Genomic DNA, 22,872 nt, shown 5'->3' with positions numbered 1-22,872 from the left:
CTAATAGTAATTTAGTTGTATTTAAAATGCTTTATATATTGTTGTAGTAGATAAAATATTAATTTATAAAAATTTAATATTTATTATTAAATATTTAAAATCTTAAATATAAATTAATTTTTATTAGTAAATATAAAAATATATATTTTATAATTTTTCTTAAGAATTTCATTTTCAAATTCTAATTATTCAAAGAAGACTAAAAATACCTTATAACTTTATGATAATACTTACTATATAAAATGTTCTTTTATATTTTAAAAAGGAGAAATTATGGCAATTTCAAGAAGAACATTCCTTAAAGGTTCAGCAATTACAGCTAGTGCGATTACTTGTCCTTTGAGTGCTGATACAAATTTTTATGATATCAAGCAAATCCCACACGCTACACATTTTGGTGCATTTACAGCCGAAGTAAATAGCGAAGGAAAAATAATCAATCTTATCCCACACGAAAGTGATAAAAACCCAAGCGTAATCACTAAAGCTATCATAGATAGAACATATTCAGATACAAGGGTAAAATATCCAAGTGTTAGAAAAAGTTTTTTAGAAGGTAAAAATCGCCCTGATTTAAGGGGTCGTGAGCCTTTCGTTCGTGTTAGTTGGGATATAGTGCTTGATTTATTATATAAAAAGCTTAAAGCTACAAAACCTGAAAATATCTTTAACGCAAGTTATGGTGGATGGGGTCATGTTGGCTTACTTCATAATTGTAACGCAGTTGCAGGTAGATTTTTTAACACCGTTTTAGGTGGAGCAATAGGCACTGATGGAGAGTATAGTAACGGAGCAGCGGGTAAAGTAAATACTGCTATAGCAGGGGATTTAGAAGTTTATAGTTTGCAAACAAATTACGAGCAAATGATTAAAAACTGCGAAGTTTATGTAATGTGGGGTTGTGATATTTACAAGGATAATCAAATAGATTTTAAGGTAGCTAATCGTGAGAATGATAGTTGGCTTAAAAAATACGCAGCTAGTAATATAAAATTTATTAACATTGACCCACAATACACAAAAGCGGCAGAAATTACAAAGGCTGAATGGATAAAAATCGTCCCAAATACCGATGTTGCAATGATACTTGGAATGTGCCATTATTTATATACAAGTGGAAAATACGATAAAGAATTTATAGCTAAATACACAGATGGATTTGATAAATTTTTACCATATTTACTAGGTAAAACTGATGGAGTAGAAAAAACTCCTGAATGGGCGGCTAAGATTTGTGGAATTGATGCGACTAAGATTAAAGAATTATGCGATTTATTCGTTAGTAAAAGAACATTTTTAGCAGGTAACTGGGCAAATCAAAGAGCACATCACGGCGAACAAGCTGACTGGGCTATCATAACTTTAGCTTGTATGATTGGTCAAGTTGGACTTGCAGGTGGTGGATTTGGCTTTTCTATGCATTATTGCTCGGCTGGTGGAGCGTTTAGTGGAGCATTACTTCCTGTTGGATTGCCACAAGGAAAAAATAGCGTAAATATAAATATCCCTGCAAGTCGTGTAAGCGAAGCTATCCTAAATCCAAATAAAACTATCAATTTTAAAGGCAAAACCTTTACATATCCAGAGATTAAAATGTTTTATGTAGCAGGTGCTAGTGTTTTAGGTCATCATCCAAATACTAATGAATTAATTCATGCTTTAAGACAACTTGAAACAATAGTTGTTCATGAGCCTTGGTGGACGCCGATGGCAAAAATGGCTGATATAGTAATCCCAGCTACAACAACACTTGAGCGTGATGATATAAGTTTTGGTGGTTCATATTCGCAAGATTGGGTGTATGCTATGAAAAAAGTAATCGAGCCTGTGTATGAAAGCCGCAATGATTATGATATTTTCTATGAATTAGCAAAAAGATTTGGCGAAAGAGAATTGGCTAAGTTTAGTGGTGGCAAGAAAGACCATTTAGAATGGATAAGAAGTTTTTATGAGAAGAGTGATTGTATAAATGAAATGGAATTTGATGAGTTTTGGGAGAAAGGCTCACTTCATTTTGAAATTCCAAAAGAAGCTTATGAATTTGTTCGCCACGCTGATTTTAGAAAAGACCCAGTGAATAATAAATTAGCAACAGAAAGTGGAAAATTCCAAATCTATTCACAAAAATTTGCTGATTATAATTTACCTGATTTTAAAGGTCATATAACTTGGTTTGAACCGGCTGAATATTTAGGAAATCAAGAATTAAGCAAAAAATATCCATTCCATTTATTAAGCCCACACCCAAGATATAGAATTCATTCTCAACTTGATAATACTTGGGTAAGAGAGCTTTACAAAATCCAAGGTCGTGAGCCTGTAGTAATTAATACTGAAGATGCTAAAAAGCTTGGTATTAAGCACGGCGAAGTGGTAGAAGTATATAATAATCGTGGTAGATTATTAGCTGGTGCATTTGTAAGTGATGATATTAGAAGTGGCGTTGTAGCTATTCAAGAAGGTGCTTGGTATGACCCTGAAGATGATAAAGACAATGCAAGATGCAATCAAGGTCATGTAAATGTGCTTACTTCATCTCGCCCAACTTCTCAAATGGCACAAGCAACAAGCGTAAATACTTGCTTAGTAGCGATTAGAAAGCTAGGTAAAAACGAAGCTGTTAAACCATATAAAAACACAACACCACCAACAATTATAGGAGCGTAAAATGAGAAAAATTATAGGATTATCATTAATTACTTTAAGTGCTTTTGCATATAAGCCTGATTATCAGCAAATATTTTTACCAACTCCTGCAAAAGTTGAGATAAAAAAGCAAGAATTTGCTAAAGATATTAGATTTATCTTAGATGAAAAAGCGACAATGCTAGATGAAAATCAAAAGCAAATCGGAACGATTTATGAAGGAACTATGGTAAAGCTAATTGAAACTAAGGGAGATTTAGCTAAGGTTAGCATTAGTGGAGAAGTTGTAGGAGATAAATTAGCATTTAATAAAAATGCGGAATTTGTCTATTTAGAGAGTAAAGACGCTAAGCCTGAAATGAGCTTTTGGGTAAAATCAAGCTCTTTAACTACTGATAAAGACGCTGCTTTTGAAGGTGTTGAGGTGTTTTATTATGATTCTTGCACGAGTTGTCACGCAGCACACGCTCCAAGCGAACACGCAATAGATGAATGGGACGCTTATTTAGGAGCAATGCAAATGAATGCAAAAATTACTGACGAGCAAAAGGATAGAATATTACGCTATATGCAAGCACATTCTAGCAATGGAGCTTTTAAGTAAATTAAAATAGAATTTGTAATTAGGATTAATTACAAATTCTTTTATTATTTTTCTATTTTTGTTTTACAATCTAAGCACTCTATAAATGTGCCTTTTTTAAGTTCTTTTATAATCATTATTCCGCCACAATTAGCGCATTTTTCTTTAGCTAGTGGGTATGAGCTAATGAAATTACACTTAGGATAAGAACTGCACCCATAAAATGCACCCCTTTTAGAAAATCTTTGCACCAAATCGCTACCACATTTAGGGCAAGGGACATCTAGTTTTACTAATTCTTTTTTAGGTTTTTCTTCTTTGTTTTCGGTTTTTGTATCGTTTAAATTCCTTGAATATTTGCATTTTGGATAACCACTACAAGCTACGAATTTACCGAATTTGCCTTCACGAATTAGCAATTCTTTACCACAATCAGGGCAATTTTCTCCTAGTTTTTCTACTTGTTTTTGACTTTGAATACTTGTTTTTCCATCGTTGATTTTAGTGATAAATGGCTCATAAAATTCATTTAAAACCTCATCTAAATCACGCCCATGAGTTGCAATCTCATCTAAACGCTCTTCCATATTGCTAGTAAATTTCGCATCTACTATTTGCATAAAATGTTCTTCTAAAAATTCTATGATTTTTTCGCCTTTTTCTGTAGGGATTAGTTGTTTTTTCTCTAACTTCACATAATCTCTATCAATTAAAAGGCTTGTTGTAGGTGCGTAAGTGCTAGGACGACCTATGCCTAATTCTTCAAGTTGCTTAATAAGACTTGCTTCGTTGTATCTTGCAGGTGGTTCTGTGTGTAAGGTCTTTATTTTTGAGCTTTGTAAAGTCATTTTATCGCCTTTATTTAAAGCAGGTAAAATCTTATCTCCACTAGCATCATCATTCAATCTTAAATGCCCATCAAATAGCACTCTTCTTCCACTTAGTTTAAACTTCGCCTTATTACTTGTGATATAAATTGTATTGTTTTCTATCTTCGCATCAGACATTTGAGTCATTAAAAATCTATCATAAATTAATTTATACAATTTATATTCATCAGACTTTAAATACTCTTTAGCAATTTCAGGAGTAAAGCTAACATTAGTTACACGAATAGCTTCGTGAGCTTCTTGAGCGCCTTTGCTTTTAGTCTCATAAACTCTTGCTTTAGTCGGTAAATATTCTTTGCCATAGTCTTTTGCGATTTGTTCTCTTGCTGATTTTATTGCTTCTTCGCTTAAGTTTAAGCTATCAGTTCTCATATAAGTAATTGCACCCATAAATCCTGCGTGAGTTTGAACGCCTTCATATAAAGTCTGTGCTAACATCATAGTTTTTTTAGGAGAAAAACCTAATTTAGAACTAGCAGCTTGTTGTAAAGTAGAAGTCATAAAAGGTGGCTTTGGACTATCTTTACGCTCTTTTATACTGATTTCATCTACGATAAAATCCGAGCTTTTAATATGTTTTAGGATTTCTTCGGCTAAGGCTTTTTCAGTAATGCTTGTTTTTGATAATTTCTTGTTATCAAATTCTATTAATTCTACTTCTAAATCTGTTTTAAACTTAGTATCAAGTTCATAATACTCAATGCTTACGAAATTTCTTATTTCTCGCTCTTTTAAGATAATTAATCTTAAAGCCGCACTTTGAACCCTACCAGCACTAAGCTTGCTTGCTACCTTGCTTGATAATAAGCCACTTAATTTAAAACCCACAATTCTATCTAGCATACGCCTAGCTTGTTGAGCATTTACGCTATTTAAATCTATTTTTCTTGGGTGTTTAATAGCGTTTAAAATAGCGTCTTTTGTAATTTCGTGAAAAACTATTCTATCATAGCCTAAAACATCTCCGCCTAAGATATTTGCTAGATGATATGCAATTGCTTCTCCTTCTCTATCTTCATCGGTTGCTAGTAAGACTTTAGCACCTTTGCTAAGGCTTTTTAATTCTTTTACTATGCTTGAGTGAGTTTTACTGATTTCATAATTAGGTTTAAAATGTCCGTTTTCTATATCAATTCCTAATTTATTTTTAGGCAAATCCCTAATATGACCTTTAGATGCAATTACACTATATTCACTACCTACAAATCTTGAAATTGTTTTAGCTTTGCTTGGTGATTCTACTATTATTAGGGTATTACTCATTCGTTCTCCTTGATTAAAACATTGGCAAATTCATCATATAATTTTCTATATTCATCGCCAAGTTTTACTAAATCTTTATTTGTGCTAATGTATTCTAAATCCTTTAACACTGCATAATCTTTTAAAAAATTATTTGCATTTTCTTTTTTAAGATAAGTTTTTGCAAGTTCGTTATATACATTTAAAAATTCCTTTTGAAAATCTTCAAATTTTTCTAAATCAACACTTAATAAAGTATCATTTGAAAAGCTTAAAACCTTGCTTTTAAATAATATTGCTAAAAATATCAAACCTTCACAATAATAAGGCTCTATTTCTTTAGTGCTTTTATAAGCCATTAAAGATACTGCTCTACTTGTTATATTTGCTAATAAGGCCTTTTTGTATTTTTCATCAAAATGATTGCAAAAATCATATATCCCACCAGCACTTGCTTTAAATTCTTCAATATTTTTAAATACCCCATTAGTATTCATTAAGCTTTCTGTATCGCTACCTATAAAGAAAATATGTCCTGCTTCGTGTCCAATGGTGCTAATCTCATAAATCTTTTTCCATAAAAACTCATTATTTAATACGCTTTTATTGTAGTCGTTAAAGGCTTTATCAAATACTTTTTGATTTAGCATTGTTCTTGGTTTTGATTTTGTTTTTTTATAGACAAAATCTAAAAATGCAAATATTTTTTTGCCATAATTTGCTGATACAAATTCATCATTTGGCACAACTTGAGCTGAAAATAAGCCATTTAATTCTGCTCCATAATAAAGTATAGGTTTGCTAATATGAAGCTCAATTTTGTCTAAATTAGCTAAGCTTAGATTTAATGCGTTTTGATTAGTTATATTAGCGTTTTTATAAGCTTTATTTAAGCTATTTTTCATCTTATTAACAAAACTTTCACTATTAAAATCATAATTATCATCAATTCTAATATCCCACTCAAGTGCTACTGAATGAGTAAAAGCGTCTTCGTAATATTCTAAAAAATGCCCAACTTGAATGAAGTCTTTTGCCCCCATCCAAGCTATTTCAGCATTTTGCCAAGGCTTTAGGCTAAGCTCTTTACTCATTAAAGCATTTTGCAAGGCTTTAAGATATTTTATATATGCTTCATTTTTATGATTTAATTTAAAAAACTCATTAAAGTATTCATCAATCTTTTTAAATTCTTCTTCAAAATATAAAGAATATGGTAAAAGCTCTGGTTTAGTATCCAAATTAATTGCTATTGCATAAATCCTAGTAGCTATTTCATCATTTTCATCAAGATAATAAAGCTTATTATTTTTTATAAACTCATAAGGATTTTCTAAACTTTTAAAAAATTCATTATTTTTTTCAATTGCCTTATCCCATTTAGGCTGAATACTATTAAAAACAAGACCGATTTTATGCACTAGATTTAATAAATCTACATAAAATTTATCTAAACAAGGGCTTAATTTTTCAATGATTTTTATATGTCTTTGCTCGTAAAATTCTTTAACTCTTTTATATGCTAAATCTTTTGCTTTTGCTAAGTTTATATTATTTTTTTTGCAAGTATTTTCATAATTTGTAGTATTTAGCTCAATAATTCTTAATAAATATGAATTGAAATTCATATCATTTATTTCTAAGCCAAGTTCTTTTAAATCATTATTTATAAGTCTTGCTAAATCGTGATTGCTTGATGAGTTTAATTTGTATAATGAGAATAATTCTTCTTCGTGCTCTTTTATGATTTTTCCTAACATTTTTGCTCCTTTTTTCGCATTTTGCCAAAAAATATTTAAATATGGAACACACTTTGCTATATAAGTAAAAATATTTTTAAACAAGGATAGAAAATGGCAATTTCACCTATGAATAATACTGCTATGAGTGTTAATACAAGTATCGCTGCACAAAATGCTAATACGCTTTCTGATAAGCAAAAATCAGAAGGTTTTAGTCTTGATAATACCGTTCATACAAGTGATGTAAAAAAGCAAGAAGCAGATGCAAAAGCCTTAAAAGAAGCTGATGGGACTAATCCAAATTCTAAGATTTCTCAAGAAGCTTTTATGAGATTATTGCTTGAAGAATTAAAGCATCAAGACCCAACAAGTCCAATGGATAGTGATAAAATGCTAACTCAAACAAGCCAACTAGCAGCTCTTGAAACTCAAGAAAAAACTAATAAAACTATGGATGAATTAGCTAAGAGAATGGAATTGCTTAGTAATAGTGTAGGAATTGGTATGATTAATGCAGTTGGTAAAATGGCTGTGCTTAAAAAAGATACCTTTACTCACGATGGTAAGGCTGTTGATTTGCCGTTTAACTTATACTTTCCAAATGGTGCTCCAAATGATGTAGTAATAGGTGTATTTAACTCAAATAAAGAGCAAATTGACGCAATTAAAGTCAATAAAGACATTATTCAAAAAGGTAATAATAATTTTATTTGGGATACTAGATATGAAGATGGAACTATTAGAGAGAAAGGCGATTTTAAATTCGTAGCTCAATATGAAGATGAACATGGAAATATAGTTCAAATTCCTAGTGGTTATTTTAAGGTTGATGGGGTTACTTTTGAAGATGGCAAGGCTTATTTAAACGCTTCTGGTATTAAAATCAGCTTTGATGATATAGCACAATTTCAGGATGAAAAACTATGATGCGTTCATTTTATAACGGGGTTAGTGGGGTAAAAACTCATAGTTTTGGAATGGATTTATTAGCTAATAACATTTCAAACATAAACACCGTTGGCTACAAGGCTGCTATGCCTGAATTTAAAGACATATTTTATCAAACAGGCAATGATGTTGGTGGCTTAAATAATTTTGGGGCAAATCAAGTTGGACTTGCTGCAAGTGGTTTAAGCTCAACTTTTTCTCAAAAACAAGGAGCTTTAGTTTCTAGTCAAAATACCTTTGATGTAGCACTTGAAGGCAAGGGATTTTATGGCATAAAAGATTACGATGGTAATACTTATTATACTAGAAATGGGGCTTTTAATATTGATAGCGATTTTAATTTGGTTGATAGTTTTGGAAGATTTGTGCTAGGGACTATGAATGCTGGATTTAATGCGAGTGCTATGAGTGAAAATATTAAAGAAATGTTTGGAAAAGTTAGTTCAAATGCTGGTTTTACAATATCTAATAATGATTTAGATATTAAATTAAACGCACCAAACGCACAAACTCCTATAACATTGCCAAGAACACTTTTTATGAATGCAGTAGCAACTACAAATGTAAATATTAAAGCAAATCTTAGTAATGCTTTTCACGAAGAAGATAAGTATATAAATCTTGATAATATTGAATTAGAAATTGATAATAATAAAAGCACTTTTAAAGCAAGTAATCTTGAGCCTAATGCTAGAATTTTATTAGAAGTTGATAGGGGAGATGGAAGCGATACTATAGAAGCATTTGCTGATGAGTTTGGGAATTTAGAAAAGACAATTAGCGGGAATGTAAATAGCTTTAGTGCAAGGCAAGTAAAGACTATTAATGTAGGTGCTAATAATAAATTTGATATAGCAACTTATGATGCGAATGGAAATATTAGAAAAATTGATTTGCAAATACAAGCTATTGATAAGCTTAATTTTAAAGCTACTGCTATTTTAAAAGATACTCAAGGAAATACTATTAGTGAAGCTAGTGGGAATATTATTTTTAATACCGATGGTTCATTAAATACAAATGAATTAAATCAAATAGATGGAATAAATCTAAATCTAGGAAGCCCAAGAGTTGATGGTAAGGGTGGATATGATGGATTAACTTGTATTGATAATGCAAAAATAGAGCGTTATGTAGAAGCAAATGGCTATCCAGCAGGAGTTTTAAAAGATTACGCTATTGATGAAAGGGGCAATATATTAGCTAATTTTACCAATGGTAAATCTCAAGCTGTAGCTAAGTTTGCAGTGTTTAATTTCGTAAATGAGCAAGGCTTACATAAAAATGGAGAAAATGAGTTCAGCACTACTCCTGATAGTGGAAATCCTATATTTTTTACCGATGCAAATGGTAATGTAATAAACTCATATAAAATCAAATCAAATTATTTAGAGCAAAGCAATGTGGATTTAGGCACGGAGCTTACTCAAGTGATTATTTTTCAAAAGGCTTATGAAGCAAACGCTAAGAGTATCACAACAGCCGATCAAATGCTAAAACGCGCAATAGAGATGAAAAAATAATACAAAATAAATTATATTTAGCACAATTTTTCGTGTTAAATATAATTAAAAATATATTTTAAATAAATTATTTAGTATAAAAATATTTAAAAATTGTGTGTTTAATACTATTTTTAAAATATTTTCTACTAAATATTAGATATAAATGCTTTATTTTTAAGAGATAAATTATTAGTTTTACTTAATTAGTATTTTGGAATTATTTTTGATTTATAAGAACAATATTTTATGGTAATTTTTAATATGTTTTGATTTTGTGACTTTACAAAGTTTTATTATTTATACAATTTATTTTACTTATAATTTAACTTTATATCAATTTAACTTATACATAATCATATAGTAATTAGACTAAACATAATTTTTAATTTTACTTATTGCTATTTTTAAGAAAGATTAATTTATAGCTAAAATTAAGGATTATTTAAAGTATGTTTTAGACTTGTTTGATTATAAATATATTTTTAGTGAGTATGTTTTTATTGTAGGTGGTATTTTTGATAATCAGTTATTATTAAAGCATTAAATATATAAATGAGCTAATTTTATTACCTTTTAAAAGAGCAAAATTAGATATTTTGTTATAAGAAGATAAAGAGCTTTTGAGTATGATTGTAATAGCAATGGTTGATGAATTGCCAAATCCTAAAAAGAAGCTTAAAAATAGTATAAATTGTATTAGTAATTAAAATATTTATAAAAATTCTTAATTTTAAATTCTCATAGCTATTTTGATTGAAATCTTGTGAAAAGTATTTAATATATTTATAATATATCAAGATAACTTGATATTTAGAATACTATAATAAATTTTCAAAATTATTTTATTTTGAAAAAGGATTTTTATGGAATTTACAAGTGAGAAATTATTAGAAACTTTTTATGAGTTTTTGTTTTTAACTGCTGAAATAAGCTTTTTATTTATTTTTATCAATATGATTATGTTTTATATTAATTCAAGATATAGCTTTAATAAATATTTAAAAAATAATGTTTTTTCATATTTTATAGCAATATTTTTAGGCTCAATTACTACTTTTTGTTCTTGTTCAACTATACCTGTTTTTAATTCTTTAATTAAAAACAATATTAATCACGGAGTAGCTAGTGCTTTTTTACTAACTTCGCCATTAATTAATCCTATGCTAATTACTATGCTACTTAGTGCATTTGGTTTTAGCATAACTTTTTATTACATTATTTATATAGTTATATTTGTATTTATTATAAGCTATTTAATAGGTTTAATACCTGCAAGATTGCTATTAAAAGATATTGTAACTAAAGAATTTCAATTTAATCAAAATACCAAGCTTAATTTGTATGAATGTTTATACAAGTCTTTAAAATCATATAAGGATATTTTTTATTATGTATTATTTGGTATGTTAATAGGTGCTTTTTTGCATAATTTTATGCCTGTTGAATTTATTAAAGATTATTTATCTAGTTTTGGAATTTATGGTATATTTTTGGCTAGTTTTGTTGGTTTGTTGCTTTATATACAAACTTGCTTGATTATTCCATTGGGAGTAACTTTAATAAATGTTGGGTTTCCTATCGGTATATTTTTTAGTTTTTTAATAGCTGGTGGGGGTTGTTCTTTACCTGAATTAATTTTACTTAGGTCAATGTTTAAAATTCGTATGATGATAATATTTATCATTAGTATTTTATCAATGGCAAATATTTTTGGAATTTTACTTTATTTATTTTACTAAGGATTAAAATGAAGAATTTATTAAATTATACAGCAGCTATAAATGATGAAACTAGGCTTAAAATATTAGCTTTTTTAGATATTCATAAAAAATGTTGCGTATGTGAGATATGTGAGAGTTTTGAAATGCTTCAGTCTAGGATTTCAAGGCATTTAAAGATATTAAAAGATGCTGATTTATTAATAGCTAGTAGAGATGGGGCGTTTATTTATTATGAGATAAATTATGAAAATACTAAAGAGATTTTAGAGCTTTTAAAAAAGGCTAATTTTACTTTACCTGATTTAAAAACCCCAAAAGAATGTAATTCCTAGAAAATCTAGGAATTAAAATAAAAATCCAACAAAGCCATTAACAACAAGAGCATTTACAATGTCTACTAAAAATCCACCCATAATAGGAACGATAATAAATGCTATTTTGCAAGGTCCGAAGTGATTTGTTACTGCTTGAAGATTTGCAATCGCAGTTGGAGTTGCACCCATACCAAAGCCACAATGTCCTGCTACAAGGCAAGCTGCTGCGTAGTTTTTGCCACAAATAACAAAGGTTACATATCTTACATAAATAATAATTGCTATTGTTTGAATTATTAATAAAACGCTGATCGGAACAGCTAATTTTATAAGTTCAACGATATTTAAAGTCATAATTGACATAGCAAGGAATAATGATAAAGCCACATTTCCTATCACACCTACTTCTCTATCAAATACTTTATGAATATTTAGTGAGCTAAAGCCATTTCTAATAATAATACCTGAAAATAAGCACCATACAAATGTCGGCATACTATCTAAGAATTTTAAAAAGCCAATTTCTTTATTGGTAGCTACATTTGCTGCTTGGCACGCATAATCAATTGCATTACCAATCACTAAAGCAAGAGCAATTAAACTTAAGCTTGTAATAAAACTATAACTTGTAATTAATCTTACTTTTTGCGGACTTGTAAATGCTTCATCACTTGATGTTTCGTTGTTTTCTACTTCATCGCTTTTTAGATTAAATTTTTTGATTAAATAATTCGCCATAGGACCACCAATAAGCCCACCAGAAATTAATCCATAAGTAGCACACGCCATTGCTATATCAGTTGCTTGTGCGAAATTATAAGGTGATTCTTGAAATGTAGCTCCCCAAGCAGCACCAGTTCCGTGTCCGCCACTAAGTGTAATTGAGCCACCAAGTAAGCCTATTAATGGATTTTCACCCATAGCACTCATTACTCCAACACCAATTGCGTTTTGAACCACTAATAAGACGAAAACAGCAATTGAGAAAGTAATTAGTAATTTCCCGCCCTTTTTGATACTATCAAAATCAGCACTAAGCCCAACCGTTGCATAAAATGCTAATAAAAGTGGGGTTTTTATATCTTCTGCGAATTTGATTGTAAAATTTGCATAATAACTAGATAAGAATAAAATAAATGCTACTATGATACCACCAGTTACAGGCTCTGGAATATCGTAATTTCTTAAAAAGCTAGAATATTTAGTAATTATTCTACCCAAAATTAAGACAAGCATAATACAAATAAATGTGCTATAAAAATTAAGTTCAAGCACACTAGTGCCATTATCATTGCTAAGCAAAGTTGCAATACCGAGATTGATTTTTTCCATTAAAACTCCTTTTATTAAATCGCTTTATTTTGTCTTAAAATATTTAATTTGTTACAAATATAAGCAATTAATTTTGTTTTTTTAAAAAAGTGAGTAATTTTGTAATAATTTTGAGATTTTATTTAATAAAGTTTTGATTGATATATAAAGAGGAGCTACCTAAAAGGTAGCTTAGAAATTATTTGCTTTCAGCGTCTTTTTTTTCTGCTTCTGGCTCAACTGCAACTGCTTGTGCGTTTGCATCAGCATTTTCTACTGATTGAGTTTGTTCTACTGGTTGAACTTTTGTAGCGTCTGTATTTTCTTCTGCGAATAAACCTGCACTAAATGCACCTAAGATAGCTGTTAAAACTAATAACTTTTTCATTTTTTCTTCCTTTTTAATTAAAATGCGCCGGCATTCTACTCCTACAATCTTAAACTTTACTTAAAAAAAATAAATTTTGAAAAAATATTCTGAAATTCCTAATATATAGTCAAATTAGCGATTTTAAATTAGCAAAATATTTATAAAATTATTAAATATATTTATATAATTTAAATTAAACAATTATGGATTTTAAAATAGGAATTTAGTTCCTATTTTGTTGATTTTGTTTTTGCATTATCTGTGTTTAGTAAAGAACTAATTCTTACTCCATTAAGATAAATTATCCAAGAAAAATAAAGCCATATAAAGAAAAATAAAACAGCAGAAAAACTACCATAAATGCTAGCATATACTTTATTTAGTGATATATAAAATACAAAAAGACTTTTAAAAATGCTCCAAACTAAAGCTACTAAAAAGCTTACTAGAGCTATGATTTTAGGATTTAAATGTTTATTGATTGATATATGAAAACATACAAAAAATAAAGCCCAAATGATTAAAAAAGGTAAAATTCCTAAGAAATTAAACTTAAGTCCTATTGCATCTATATATTTTTGAATTTTATAACTTAAATAAAAGCTAGTTAATAATCCTAAAGGCGCTAGAGTAATTAGCGACCAATATGTGCTAAGTGATGAAAAAAAGCCCTTTTTAGGAGTATTGCTAATGTGCGAGATGGTATTTTCATAAGCATTAAAAAACATAAATAAAGCAAAAACCATAGCGATAATTCCTGCTACATCAAGTTTTGTGCTATTTTGTAAAAATTGCTCTATGTAATTTACAGAATTTGCTTCTTGGTTTGGCAAAATTAAGCTAAATATAAAATTATTTAATTGGCTGCTTTGTTCTTTAAAACTTGGCATATGAGCGAATACAAAAAAACTTAAAGATAAAATCGGAATAATATTTAAAACACTATAAAAAGAAAGCGAGCTAGCGTGTTGTAAAATACCTTTATCACTTACATTAATAATTGTTTTTAAAATGTGTAAAATCTTTTTCATAAAAATCCTAGATAAATAAAAAATATTAAGTTCAAACTTATAACAAAAATTGCTAAATACCTATGAAAAATTGATAAAAAACTAAGTATTAAATAAATGAAAAAATATTTAAATTCCAATTTAAAATTAGTTGCAAACATTTTAAAATCTAAAAATATTAATAAGTATTTATCCAATAAATCTCCTAAATTAATAATATGTAAAAACAAAACTAAAGGATAAAAAATCACAAAAATAGGAGTTAAAATAATCCCTAATAATTGTTGAAAGCTAAGCAATGGAAAAAAGTATAAAACAGGTGCAACCATTGCAAAAAAGGTGCTAAGTTCAAGGCAGATTAGTTTTGTAAGTGAATTAGCATTAAAATGATAAATAAATAAAAATATATAAAAGACCCCAAGGCAAGAGAAGAAAAACCCTACATTAAATAAAAAACTAGGATTAATAGCAATGCAAATAAAAAATGCTAAAAATAAATGCGAAAAACTAAGAATTTTAATTGCTCTAATTATAAAATAAAATCCCAAAATAGCCATTATAAATGAGCGAAAATAGCTTGCAACTAGACCAATTTCATAAAAATATAAGGCTAAGATTATGAAAATAATTATTCCTAAATCAAAATGAATTGACCTATATGGGAAAAATCTTTTTTGAAAATACTTATAAATAATTGAAAATATAAAGAAAAATATGGAATAAATAAGCCCTAAATGATAGCCTGATATTGCTAGTAAATGTGCAATTCCATAGTAATTTACGCTATCCCTTAAATCCTTGCTAATGCTTTTTGCAAAAAATAAAGCTCCAAAAAATTGCTTCATAGTTAAATTTTCGTGCTGATTTATAAAATAATTTACAAATGCGTTCTCTTTAATCTCATCTAATTCTTCTAAAGCATAGCTTGGCAAATAAAATCTAGCTTGTAAATATTCATAAAAATTAAGCTTATTTTTAGCTGCGAATTTTAAGCTGATTTGATTGGATTTAATTTCTTTTTTAGTAGTTGTGTATATTAAAACATCTTTATATGCAAGTGCTAGAACATAATAACTTTTATTATTTTTAGTTTTTAAATAATTATTGTTTATTTTTAACTCATAACTATCTTGTTCTAAAAACTCGCAAAAATCTAAGAATTTCAAATGCACTTGCAAACAAAATACAGCAATTAAAACAATAAATATTATAAAATAATGTTTTTTATTGATTATTAGAGTTCTTTTGCTCTTTATATTCATCACATAAATCGTTTAAAAAACAATTATTACAATCAGGTTTTTTAGCCTTGCAAATATATCTTCCAAACAAAACCATTCCTTTATGCAATTTATCAAGGTCGGTTTTAAATAGTTTCGTAAGCTCTTTAGCACAATCATTAGGAGTTTTTGCATTTGATATTTTTAATCTTTTGCTAACTCTAAAAATATGAGTATCTACAGCCATTACATTTGCACCCAAACTCTCGCATAAAACCACATTAGCAGTCTTTTCTCCAACCCCTGCAAGATTTATCAAATCATCAAATCTCATAGGTATAATTCCTGAATGAAATTTCACAACACTTTTTGCCATTTTGATAAGATTAATTGCTTTATTTTGATAAAAATTACAACTTTTAATTAATTCTTTTATATTCATTAAATTTGCATTTGCTAAAGAATTTATATCAGGATAGTTTGCAAATAAACTTGGTGTTATTAGATTAACCCTACTATCAAGGCATTGAGCTGATAGCATAACACAAACTAAAAGTTCATAATCATTATTAAAAATTAATTCACTTTTTGCGTTTTTATAATTACTTAAAAATCTATTTTTAATTTCTTTTTCTCTTCTTCTCATAATTACTATCTTACTATTTTTTTACACAATATTTGTAAAATGATATATCAAATCAATTGAAAAAGGAAGATATTATGAAAAAAATTTCATTAGTTCTAGCAGGACTTTTATGTGGTGTAAGCTTAAATGCAGCTGTGGTTGCAACTTATAAAGGTGGAGAAATTACAAGCGATGATTTAGCACCTTATTTAGCTCAATTTCAAATAAGCGATGTAAGTGCGCTTCCAAAAGAAGTTAAAGATGGTTTAATAAGAGATGTATTATCAAAAAGACTTTTTGCTAAAGAAGCTGAAAAGATGAAATTAGATAAAGATGCGAAATTTCAATCAGCTTTAAATAGTGCAAAAGAATTATTACTTGCTCAACAATATTTATTGAAAAAATTTGAAGGTATCAAGGTAAGTGATGCTGAAATTAAAAAATATTATGATGAACATTTAAATGATTTTAAAGTTCCTGAAGCTGTAAAAACTAAACATATTTTAGTTGCTAGCGAAGCTGATGCTAAAGAAATATTAAAACAATTAAAAGGTCTTAAAGGAGATAAATTAGTAGCTAAATTTAGCGAACTTGCTAAATCAAAATCACTTGATAAAGGTTCAGGAGCAATGGGTGGCGATTTACCTTATATGAGTGCAAATGAATTAGTTCCTGAGTTTTTCAATGCAGCTAAAAAACTTAAAAAAGATGAAGTGTCAGAACCTGTAAAATCTCAATTTGGTTTTCATGTAATCTTAGGAGAAGATTTTAGAGCTAGCAGACAAGGAAGCTTACAAGAAGCAACTCCATTTATTGAAAATGGTTTAAAAAATGAAAAACATAAAGAATTAATTAAAAACGAAGTTGAGAATTTGATTAAAAATTCAGGCTTACAAGTTAAATAAGGATTTATAATGGGTGTTTTAGAATTAGTAAAACCAGGTGTTATTTATGGTAAAGATTTAGAGCGTGTTTATGCTTACGCAAAAGAAAATAAATTTGCAATTCCAGCAGTAAATGTTGTAGGAACAAATTCTATAAACGCCGCATTAAAAGCTGCTCGTGAAGCAAATTCGCCTATTATTATTCAATTTAGTAATGGCGGAGCTAGTTTTTTTGCAGGAAAAGATTGTCCTAATTCAGCAGTAATTGGAGCAATTGCAGGTGCAAAGTATGTGCATGAAGTAGCAGCTGCTTATGGGGTAGTTGCTATTTTACATACTGACCACGCAGCAAAAAAACTTTTACCTTGGATAGATGATTTAATTAAGGCAAATGAAGAATTTTATGCAATTCATAAAAAACCTTTATTTAGTTCTCATATGCTTGATTTAAGCGAAGAAAGTTTAAACGAAAATATTGAAATTTCTTGCGAATATTTTAAGAAATTTAACGCATTAGAAATCGGTATAGAAATTGAATTAGGTTGCACTGGTGGAGAAGAAGATGGAGTTGATAATACAAATATTGACAATGCTAAATTATACACTCAACCAAGCGATGTAGCACTAGCTTATAAAGAATTAAGCAAAATTGGGACAAATTATACAATCGCAGCAAGTTTTGGTAATGTTCATGGGGTTTATAAACCGGGAAATGTAAGACTTGAGCCAGTAATTTTGCATAATTGTCAAGAATATTTACAAAAGGGTGCAAAACCACTTAATTTTGTATTCCACGGCGGAAGTGGTAGTGAAGCAGAAAAAATCACTGAAGCAATCAATTACGGCGTAATTAAAATGAATATAGATACTGATACTCAATGGGCATTTTGGGATGGTGTTCGTGAATATGAAGTAAAAAATCACGGATATTTACAAGGACAAATCGGAAATCCTGAAGGCGATGATAAGCCTAATAAGAAATATTATGACCCAAGAATGTGGTTAGTTGCTGGAGAAAAATCTATGCAAAAACGCCTTTTACAAGCGTTTAGCGAGTTAAATTGTATGAATAGGAATTAATCTTGCAAACAATAATTATTAAAAAGAAGAAAAGTGTATTTTCTTCTTTTTTGTTTTTAATCTTTTTACCTTTATTAGTCTTCGTGTTAGCGATTTTAGCTTATTTAAATATTATAAAACTTATTATGCCATTACATACTATTATAATGTGTGCTGTGCTCTTAGTATTTGCTATGTTTTTTGCACCGCAAAATGAATATTGTGTATATGCAAAAATTAAAAAAAATTCGTCAATTTTTGAAAATGATTTAAAAGATTTTATTAAAGATAATTCTTTAAGAATTGATGAAATTAGTAAGGCTAATGTGAGTTTTGATGAATTTTTTGATAATTATTTACATAAGCTAAAGCCACTTTCATTTGGATATATTGCTAGTGCTGTTTTTCCAATGATTGGAATTTTAGGAACTTTTATAAGTATTGCAATATCTATGCCTGATTTTAAAGTAGGTAGTTCGGCTGCGCTTGAAGGAGAAATTAGCTTATTGCTTAGTGGAATTTCAACTGCTTTTTATGTTTCAATTTATGGGATTTTTCTTACTATTTGGTGGATGTTTTATTCAAGACTTGGTATTGCTAAAATTAATAATTTTAAAGAAAATTATAGAATTAATAGTAAAAAATATTTTTGGAGTAAAGAAGAATTAGAAAGAATTTCTCTTAGAAAAAATAGTGAGTTATTTTCTAATACAAATTTATTATTATCAAAGCTTTATGATAATGAGTTTTTTAATGAAATATCAAAACTCCATCAAGATAAATTTACGGGTTTTAAAGAATTATTTAAATCTTATGAAAAAATTGCGATAGTTCATACAAATTTAGCTCAAAAATCTTTAGAATTAAGCAATAAAAATACTAAGCAAATGCAAGAAAAGATAGATGAATTTTCATTAAGAATTGAAAATAGCTTGAAAGAATTTGCTAAATTAAAAGAAGATTTAGAAGCTAAATTATTAGATTTTAAAAATATTTATGAAGATGAAAAACACGAATTTAGAATAGTTGATGAATTAAAAGCTGATATTGAAAACCTTAGTAAAGAAGCAAATCAGGTATTAAATAAAATAAATAATGCGTAATAAAGATAATAATAATTTTTGGATAGTTTATGCTGATTTGATGGCTGGATTGTTGTTTGTATTTATTTTAGTTCTTAGTGCTATTGTTTTAAAATATATTTTTACACAAAATGAGCTAAAAAATGAACAAAAACATTTAGATGAATCAAAAGCTTTAATAATTAGTAAAGATGAGCTTTTGAGCTCGTTAAATGAAGAGCTTGAAAAACTCAATATTTCATTAAACGATGAGCTAAATAAAAATAAAGATGCAAATGATTATATTAAAAAATTGCTTCTTAATTTAGATGAAAATGCAAAAAATAAGGAAGAATTATTAAGCAATATTGACAAAAAAGACGCACAGATTTTAATGCTACTTAAAAATCTTGAAGATACTGAAATAAAAATAAAAAATAAAGATGATAAAATAGACGAATTAGCAAAGCAATTGAGTGGGTTTAAGGTTGAATACGAAAAGCTTAAAAATAATAAAACAAAATTAATTCAAGCTTTACAAAATAAATTATCAAATGATATTTTAATCAATCTGAATTCAGGCAGTATTAGCTTAAATGCTAGTATTTTGTTTGATAGTGCGGAGTATTTGATTAAAGATAGTGCAAAAGAAGAGCTTAAAAAAACTCTAATTAAGTATTTTGATGCCTTGCTTAGCTCACCTGAAATTCTAGCTAATATTGATAGTATAGTGATTGAAGGACATACTGATAGTGTTGGTGGATTTACTTATAATCTTGAGTTATCTCAAAAAAGAGCTTTGGAGATTATGAAATTTATTAATTCGTTTTATAATGATAAAAGATTAGAAAAACTACTTGTAGCAGTTGGCAAAAGCTATAATGATTTAAAATTTAAAGATGGCGTTGAAGATAAACAAGCAAGCAGAAGAATAGAAATAAAATTACAATTTTCAAATGAACAAGCAATCAAGGAATTTGAAAGCGTAATTTCAAAGGATTTAAGTGAAAATAGCAATAATTAGACTTAGTGCAATGGGCGATATTTTTCATATGCTATGGCATATTAATTATATAAGAGCTGCATATCCTAAAGCTAGGATTGATTTTTTTGTGGATTCTAGGTTTTATTTTTTACTTGATGGACTTATTTGGTTTGATAATATTTATTCATTACCACTCAAAAAACACCCAATAAAAGCATTAAAAGAGATAAAACATTTAAAAAAATTATATGATATTAGTATTGATTATCAAGGAAGAATAAAATCAGGTTTTTTAGCAAATTATTTGAGTGCAAATTCTTATGGATATTCTAAAAATGGCTTAAGAGAAAAATTAGCTTATTATTTTTATAAAAACCATTGCAATTGTGATTATTTAGAAAATGTGTATAAAAGAAGCCTTGAATTAACTCGCTTTGCTTTAAAAGAATTTAAAAATGATGAGTTGGTAACTAGCGATGTATTAATTTATGATGATATAAAAACTCAAAATATTATGAATAAAATAAAGCCTTTAGTAGAAGATGAATTTATATTATTACATAATGGTTCAAGCAAGATAAATAAAATGCTTCCTTTAGAAAAATTGATTGATATTTGTAAAAATTGTGATTATAAAATATTGCTTAGTTGGGGTTCTCAAATAGAACTTGATAGAGCAAATGAGATTGTAAAAGAATGTAAAAATGCTAAAGTTTTGCCTAAAATTTCATTAAATGAATTAGTGTTTTTAAGCAAATTAGCAAAATTAATCATAGGAAATGATAGCGGGACTACTCATATTGCTGTGGTTTTAAATCGTCCTAATATAACTTTTTTAAACGAATGTGATAAAAAACCTGCAAAAAGATTAATAAGTCCATCTAATTTACAACATTATTTTTATAAATTTAGCGATGTAAATAAAGAAAAAGTTTTAGATATTATTAGTAAGGTTTTTAGCAAATGAGAGATTATTTATATATTTTTATTTTTTATTTTTTTAATTTTTTACTAAAATTAATTCCCAATAAGATTTTAAAATTCTTTGCTAATTTAATCGGTAGCCTAGCATTTAGAATTAATAAAAAACATAAAAATATAATCTTAAAAAACTTAGAGCATTTTTGCAAACTCACACAAGCTCCAAAAAGTATAGAAATTACCAAACAAGTTTATAAAAAATTTGCCTTTTATATATTATCAATGGTAAAAAATCAAAATATAAGCCAAGAAAAATTATTAAAACAAATAAAATTATTCAAAAACGAAGAATATTTACAAGATTTATTAAGTGCTAATGCAAAAATAGTTTTTACAACAGCACATTATGGATATTGGGAGATTTTGCCATCTGCTGTTGCTATTAAGTATAATTGTAAAATTAATATAATTGGAAGAGCCTTAGAGAGTGCAAAAATTAATGCCATACTTACTAAATATAGAGAAAATTTCGGAGTAAAACTAATAGAAAAAACAAATGCTTTAAGACCTATGATTAAGGCTTTAAACAATAATGAATTAGTAGGAATTGTAAGCGATCAAGACGCACATATTAAAGAAAGTAGCGAGTTTATTTTATATGGTAGAAAAGTTACTCAAAGCAATGCAGCAAGTCTTATAGCTAAAAGGTGTGATGCTTATTTATTGCCTGTTTATATTTATGAAATTAGCGATGGTTATTGTATAGAGTTTTTTAAGCCATTAAAGGCTAGTGAAAAAACAATAGAAGAACTTAGTTTTTATCAATTAGAATGCACGAAAAAAATGTGGGAAAAAAATCCTAGCGAGTATTTTTGGTTTCACAAAAGATTTAAGACATTTTATGGGGATGAGTATTGAAAATTTTTATATATTTACCTAATTGGCTAGGCGATGCTATTATGGCTGCTGGTGCTATTAATGCTTTAATTAAAAAATATCCTAATGCAAAAATTACTTTTTATGGAAGTTTTGTAGCTTGTGAGCTTTATAAGGATTTAGGTGAAATTGTAGTAGAGATAAAAAAACAAAGATTAAAACAAATTAAAGCTTTAAAAGAAGAATTTGATTTAGGAATTTCATTTAAAGCAAGTTTGTCATCTAAGTTTTTATTATTTATATTAAATGCTAAGAAAAAATTTTATTTTAAAGCAAACAAAAGTGATAATACTCATCAAGTTTTAAAATATTTTAATCTAATAAAGCCACTTGGATTAGACGAGCAATTAAACACAGCTTTACCTTTTAAAAAGCTTAAAACAAGAAAACTAATAGGAATAGCAGCTGGTGCTAATTATGGTGCTGCTAAATGCTATGAGCCTAGTTATTTTGCAAAAATTGCTAGCACTTTTAAAGAGCATAAAATAATACTTTTTGGGACTAAAAATGAAGCTGGAATTTGTAATTTTATTGAAGATGAGCTTAAAAAATACGATATAAAAGCCATTAATTTGTGTGGTAAAACTAATATTAAAAGATTGGCTTTAGCAGTTTCTAGCCTTGATTATTTATTGGCAAATGATAGTGGAATTATGCATTTAGGTGCTAGTTTTAATATAAAAGTTCTAGCATTTTTCGGACCTACGAATACAAAACAAACATATCCTTTTTGTAATAATGGTAAGTTATTTTCATTGTTTTTGCCTTGTTCTCCTTGTGCTAAAAAAGTATGCCCTTTAAAGCACCACAATTGTATGAAACAAATGACACCTGAATTTGTATTAGAACAAATGAGATAAATCAAGTCTTTTTATTTCTTTAAAGAGTAAAATACTCCT

20 protein-coding genes are annotated in these 22,872 nt (G+C 28.0%); 13 read left to right on the top strand and 7 right to left on the bottom strand.

Annotated elements, in window-relative coordinates; all coding sequences use genetic code 11:
- Positions 1–273: 273 nt before the first annotated feature.
- Together AVBRAN9331_RS00310 and AVBRAN9331_RS00305 are read left to right on the top strand one after the other, a co-directional pair.
- Positions 274–2,667, top strand: a complete 2,394-nt coding sequence (locus tag AVBRAN9331_RS00310) for a molybdopterin-dependent oxidoreductase (protein WP_336612188.1) — start codon at positions 274–276, stop codon at positions 2,665–2,667.
- 1 nt (position 2,668) lies between these two features.
- Positions 2,669–3,250: a hypothetical protein gene (locus AVBRAN9331_RS00305; protein WP_336612187.1), complete on the top strand. Its 582-nt coding sequence runs from the start codon at positions 2,669–2,671 to the stop codon at positions 3,248–3,250.
- Between the two features lie 44 nt (positions 3,251–3,294).
- Here the strand turns inward: AVBRAN9331_RS00305 and topA are convergent, their stop codons facing one another.
- Positions 3,295–5,382, bottom strand: coding sequence for a type I DNA topoisomerase (gene topA / locus AVBRAN9331_RS00300; protein WP_336612186.1), 2,088 nt, complete (start codon positions 5,380–5,382; stop codon positions 3,295–3,297).
- Positions 5,379–7,121, bottom strand: a complete 1,743-nt coding sequence (ciaB, locus tag AVBRAN9331_RS00295; protein WP_336612185.1) for an invasion protein CiaB — start codon at positions 7,119–7,121, stop codon at positions 5,379–5,381. The genes topA and ciaB overlap by 4 nt, the downstream gene beginning before the upstream one ends.
- A 93-nt stretch (positions 7,122–7,214) precedes the next feature.
- On the opposite strand from ciaB, the gene AVBRAN9331_RS00290 reads away from it, so the two are divergent.
- The 4 genes from AVBRAN9331_RS00290 to AVBRAN9331_RS00275 all read left to right on the top strand — a co-directional run bounded on the left by AVBRAN9331_RS00290 (position 7,215) and on the right by AVBRAN9331_RS00275 (position 11,609).
- Positions 7,215–8,030: a flagellar hook capping FlgD N-terminal domain-containing protein gene (locus AVBRAN9331_RS00290; RefSeq protein WP_336612184.1), complete on the top strand. Its 816-nt coding sequence runs from the start codon at positions 7,215–7,217 to the stop codon at positions 8,028–8,030.
- The gene (locus tag AVBRAN9331_RS00285; protein ID WP_214115776.1) at positions 8,027–9,574 is read left to right on the top strand and encodes a flagellar hook-basal body complex protein; all 1,548 of its coding nucleotides are present in this window, start codon (positions 8,027–8,029) and stop codon (positions 9,572–9,574) included. Before AVBRAN9331_RS00290 ends, AVBRAN9331_RS00285 begins: the two co-directional genes overlap by 4 nt.
- Positions 9,575–10,419: 845 nt before the next feature.
- Entirely contained in the window at positions 10,420–11,295 is an 876-nt protein-coding gene (locus AVBRAN9331_RS00280; RefSeq protein ID WP_336612183.1) for a permease, read from the top strand.
- 8 nt (positions 11,296–11,303) lie between these two features.
- Complete coding sequence (locus AVBRAN9331_RS00275) at positions 11,304–11,609, top strand: ArsR/SmtB family transcription factor (RefSeq protein WP_214115774.1); 306 nt, start codon at positions 11,304–11,306, stop codon at positions 11,607–11,609.
- A gap of 12 nt (positions 11,610–11,621) precedes the next feature.
- Here AVBRAN9331_RS00275 and gltS read toward each other — a convergent pair whose 3' ends face one another.
- The 5 genes from gltS to nth all read right to left on the bottom strand — a co-directional run bounded on the left by gltS (position 11,622) and on the right by nth (position 16,148).
- Positions 11,622–12,923 carry a sodium/glutamate symporter gene (gltS, locus tag AVBRAN9331_RS00270; protein ID WP_239803479.1) on the bottom strand — a complete coding sequence of 434 codons (1,302 nt, stop codon included), beginning with the start codon at positions 12,921–12,923 and terminating at the stop codon, positions 11,622–11,624.
- 178 nt (positions 12,924–13,101) lie between these two features.
- A complete protein-coding gene (locus AVBRAN9331_RS00265) occupies positions 13,102–13,290 on the bottom strand; it encodes a hypothetical protein (RefSeq protein WP_214115772.1) in 189 nt (62 codons plus the stop codon).
- Positions 13,291–13,502: 212 nt separating this feature from the next.
- Positions 13,503–14,303: a YihY family inner membrane protein gene (locus AVBRAN9331_RS00260; RefSeq protein WP_214115771.1), complete on the bottom strand. Its 801-nt coding sequence runs from the start codon at positions 14,301–14,303 to the stop codon at positions 13,503–13,505.
- Positions 14,300–15,544: a ComEC/Rec2 family competence protein gene (locus AVBRAN9331_RS00255; RefSeq protein WP_336612182.1), complete on the bottom strand. Its 1,245-nt coding sequence runs from the start codon at positions 15,542–15,544 to the stop codon at positions 14,300–14,302. The genes AVBRAN9331_RS00260 and AVBRAN9331_RS00255 overlap by 4 nt, the downstream gene beginning before the upstream one ends.
- The gene (nth, locus tag AVBRAN9331_RS00250; RefSeq protein WP_336612181.1) at positions 15,507–16,148 is read right to left on the bottom strand and encodes an endonuclease III; all 642 of its coding nucleotides are present in this window, start codon (positions 16,146–16,148) and stop codon (positions 15,507–15,509) included. Before nth ends, AVBRAN9331_RS00255 begins: the two co-directional genes overlap by 38 nt.
- A gap of 74 nt (positions 16,149–16,222) precedes the next feature.
- On the opposite strand from nth, the gene AVBRAN9331_RS00245 reads away from it, so the two are divergent.
- The 7 genes from AVBRAN9331_RS00245 to AVBRAN9331_RS00215 are packed head-to-tail and all read left to right on the top strand — an operon-like array spanning position 16,223 to position 22,833.
- Positions 16,223–17,032 (top strand): peptidylprolyl isomerase, encoded by an 810-nt coding sequence (locus AVBRAN9331_RS00245; RefSeq protein ID WP_214120118.1) that lies wholly within the window; start codon positions 16,223–16,225, stop codon positions 17,030–17,032.
- A gap of 9 nt (positions 17,033–17,041) precedes the next feature.
- A complete protein-coding gene (gene fbaA, locus AVBRAN9331_RS00240) occupies positions 17,042–18,091 on the top strand; it encodes a class II fructose-bisphosphate aldolase (protein WP_336612180.1) in 1,050 nt (349 codons plus the stop codon).
- A 2-nt stretch (positions 18,092–18,093) separates the two neighbouring features.
- Complete coding sequence (locus AVBRAN9331_RS00235; protein WP_214115766.1) at positions 18,094–19,173, top strand: MotA/TolQ/ExbB proton channel family protein; 1,080 nt, start codon at positions 18,094–18,096, stop codon at positions 19,171–19,173.
- Entirely contained in the window at positions 19,166–20,155 is a 990-nt protein-coding gene (locus AVBRAN9331_RS00230) for an OmpA family protein (RefSeq protein ID WP_214115765.1), read from the top strand. Before AVBRAN9331_RS00235 ends, AVBRAN9331_RS00230 begins: the two co-directional genes overlap by 8 nt.
- Positions 20,136–21,083 (top strand): glycosyltransferase family 9 protein, encoded by a 948-nt coding sequence (locus tag AVBRAN9331_RS00225; RefSeq protein ID WP_336612179.1) that lies wholly within the window; start codon positions 20,136–20,138, stop codon positions 21,081–21,083. Before AVBRAN9331_RS00230 ends, AVBRAN9331_RS00225 begins: the two co-directional genes overlap by 20 nt.
- On the top strand, positions 21,080–21,955 hold the full coding sequence (locus AVBRAN9331_RS00220; protein WP_336606781.1) for a lipid A biosynthesis lauroyl acyltransferase: 876 nt from the start codon (positions 21,080–21,082) through the stop codon (positions 21,953–21,955). Before AVBRAN9331_RS00225 ends, AVBRAN9331_RS00220 begins: the two co-directional genes overlap by 4 nt.
- Positions 21,952–22,833, top strand: coding sequence for a glycosyltransferase family 9 protein (locus AVBRAN9331_RS00215; RefSeq protein WP_336608427.1), 882 nt, complete (start codon positions 21,952–21,954; stop codon positions 22,831–22,833). Before AVBRAN9331_RS00220 ends, AVBRAN9331_RS00215 begins: the two co-directional genes overlap by 4 nt.
- The last annotated feature ends 39 nt before the right edge of the window (positions 22,834–22,872 follow it).

Origin of the sequence: Campylobacter sp. RM9331 (assembly GCF_020137685.1) — a bacterium.
Taxonomy (GTDB): domain Bacteria; phylum Campylobacterota; class Campylobacteria; order Campylobacterales; family Campylobacteraceae; genus Campylobacter_E.
This window is presented reverse-complemented; position numbering and strand designations above follow the sequence as displayed.

What these genes read in the sequence shown, in the direction of transcription:
- AVBRAN9331_RS00310 (WP_336612188.1), top strand. Translation starts at nt 274, where the DNA reads ATGGCAATTTCAAGAAGAACATTCCTTAAAGGTTCAGCAATTACAGCT.
- AVBRAN9331_RS00305 (WP_336612187.1), top strand. Translation starts at nt 2,669, where the DNA reads ATGAGAAAAATTATAGGATTATCATTAATTACTTTAAGTGCTTTTGCA.
- topA (WP_336612186.1), bottom strand. Translation starts at nt 5,382, where the DNA reads ATGAGTAATACCCTAATAATAGTAGAATCACCAAGCAAAGCTAAAACA.
- ciaB (WP_336612185.1), bottom strand. Translation starts at nt 7,121, where the DNA reads ATGTTAGGAAAAATCATAAAAGAGCACGAAGAAGAATTATTCTCATTA.
- AVBRAN9331_RS00290 (WP_336612184.1), top strand. Translation starts at nt 7,215, where the DNA reads ATGGCAATTTCACCTATGAATAATACTGCTATGAGTGTTAATACAAGT.
- AVBRAN9331_RS00285 (WP_214115776.1), top strand. Translation starts at nt 8,027, where the DNA reads ATGATGCGTTCATTTTATAACGGGGTTAGTGGGGTAAAAACTCATAGT.
- AVBRAN9331_RS00280 (WP_336612183.1), top strand. Translation starts at nt 10,420, where the DNA reads ATGGAATTTACAAGTGAGAAATTATTAGAAACTTTTTATGAGTTTTTG.
- AVBRAN9331_RS00275 (WP_214115774.1), top strand. Translation starts at nt 11,304, where the DNA reads ATGAAGAATTTATTAAATTATACAGCAGCTATAAATGATGAAACTAGG.
- gltS (WP_239803479.1), bottom strand. Translation starts at nt 12,923, where the DNA reads ATGGAAAAAATCAATCTCGGTATTGCAACTTTGCTTAGCAATGATAAT.
- AVBRAN9331_RS00265 (WP_214115772.1), bottom strand. Translation starts at nt 13,290, where the DNA reads ATGAAAAAGTTATTAGTTTTAACAGCTATCTTAGGTGCATTTAGTGCA.
- AVBRAN9331_RS00260 (WP_214115771.1), bottom strand. Translation starts at nt 14,303, where the DNA reads ATGAAAAAGATTTTACACATTTTAAAAACAATTATTAATGTAAGTGAT.
- AVBRAN9331_RS00255 (WP_336612182.1), bottom strand. Translation starts at nt 15,544, where the DNA reads ATGAATATAAAGAGCAAAAGAACTCTAATAATCAATAAAAAACATTAT.
- nth (WP_336612181.1), bottom strand. Translation starts at nt 16,148, where the DNA reads ATGAGAAGAAGAGAAAAAGAAATTAAAAATAGATTTTTAAGTAATTAT.
- AVBRAN9331_RS00245 (WP_214120118.1), top strand. Translation starts at nt 16,223, where the DNA reads ATGAAAAAAATTTCATTAGTTCTAGCAGGACTTTTATGTGGTGTAAGC.
- fbaA (WP_336612180.1), top strand. Translation starts at nt 17,042, where the DNA reads ATGGGTGTTTTAGAATTAGTAAAACCAGGTGTTATTTATGGTAAAGAT.
- AVBRAN9331_RS00230 (WP_214115765.1), top strand. Translation starts at nt 19,166, where the DNA reads ATGCGTAATAAAGATAATAATAATTTTTGGATAGTTTATGCTGATTTG.
- AVBRAN9331_RS00220 (WP_336606781.1), top strand. Translation starts at nt 21,080, where the DNA reads ATGAGAGATTATTTATATATTTTTATTTTTTATTTTTTTAATTTTTTA.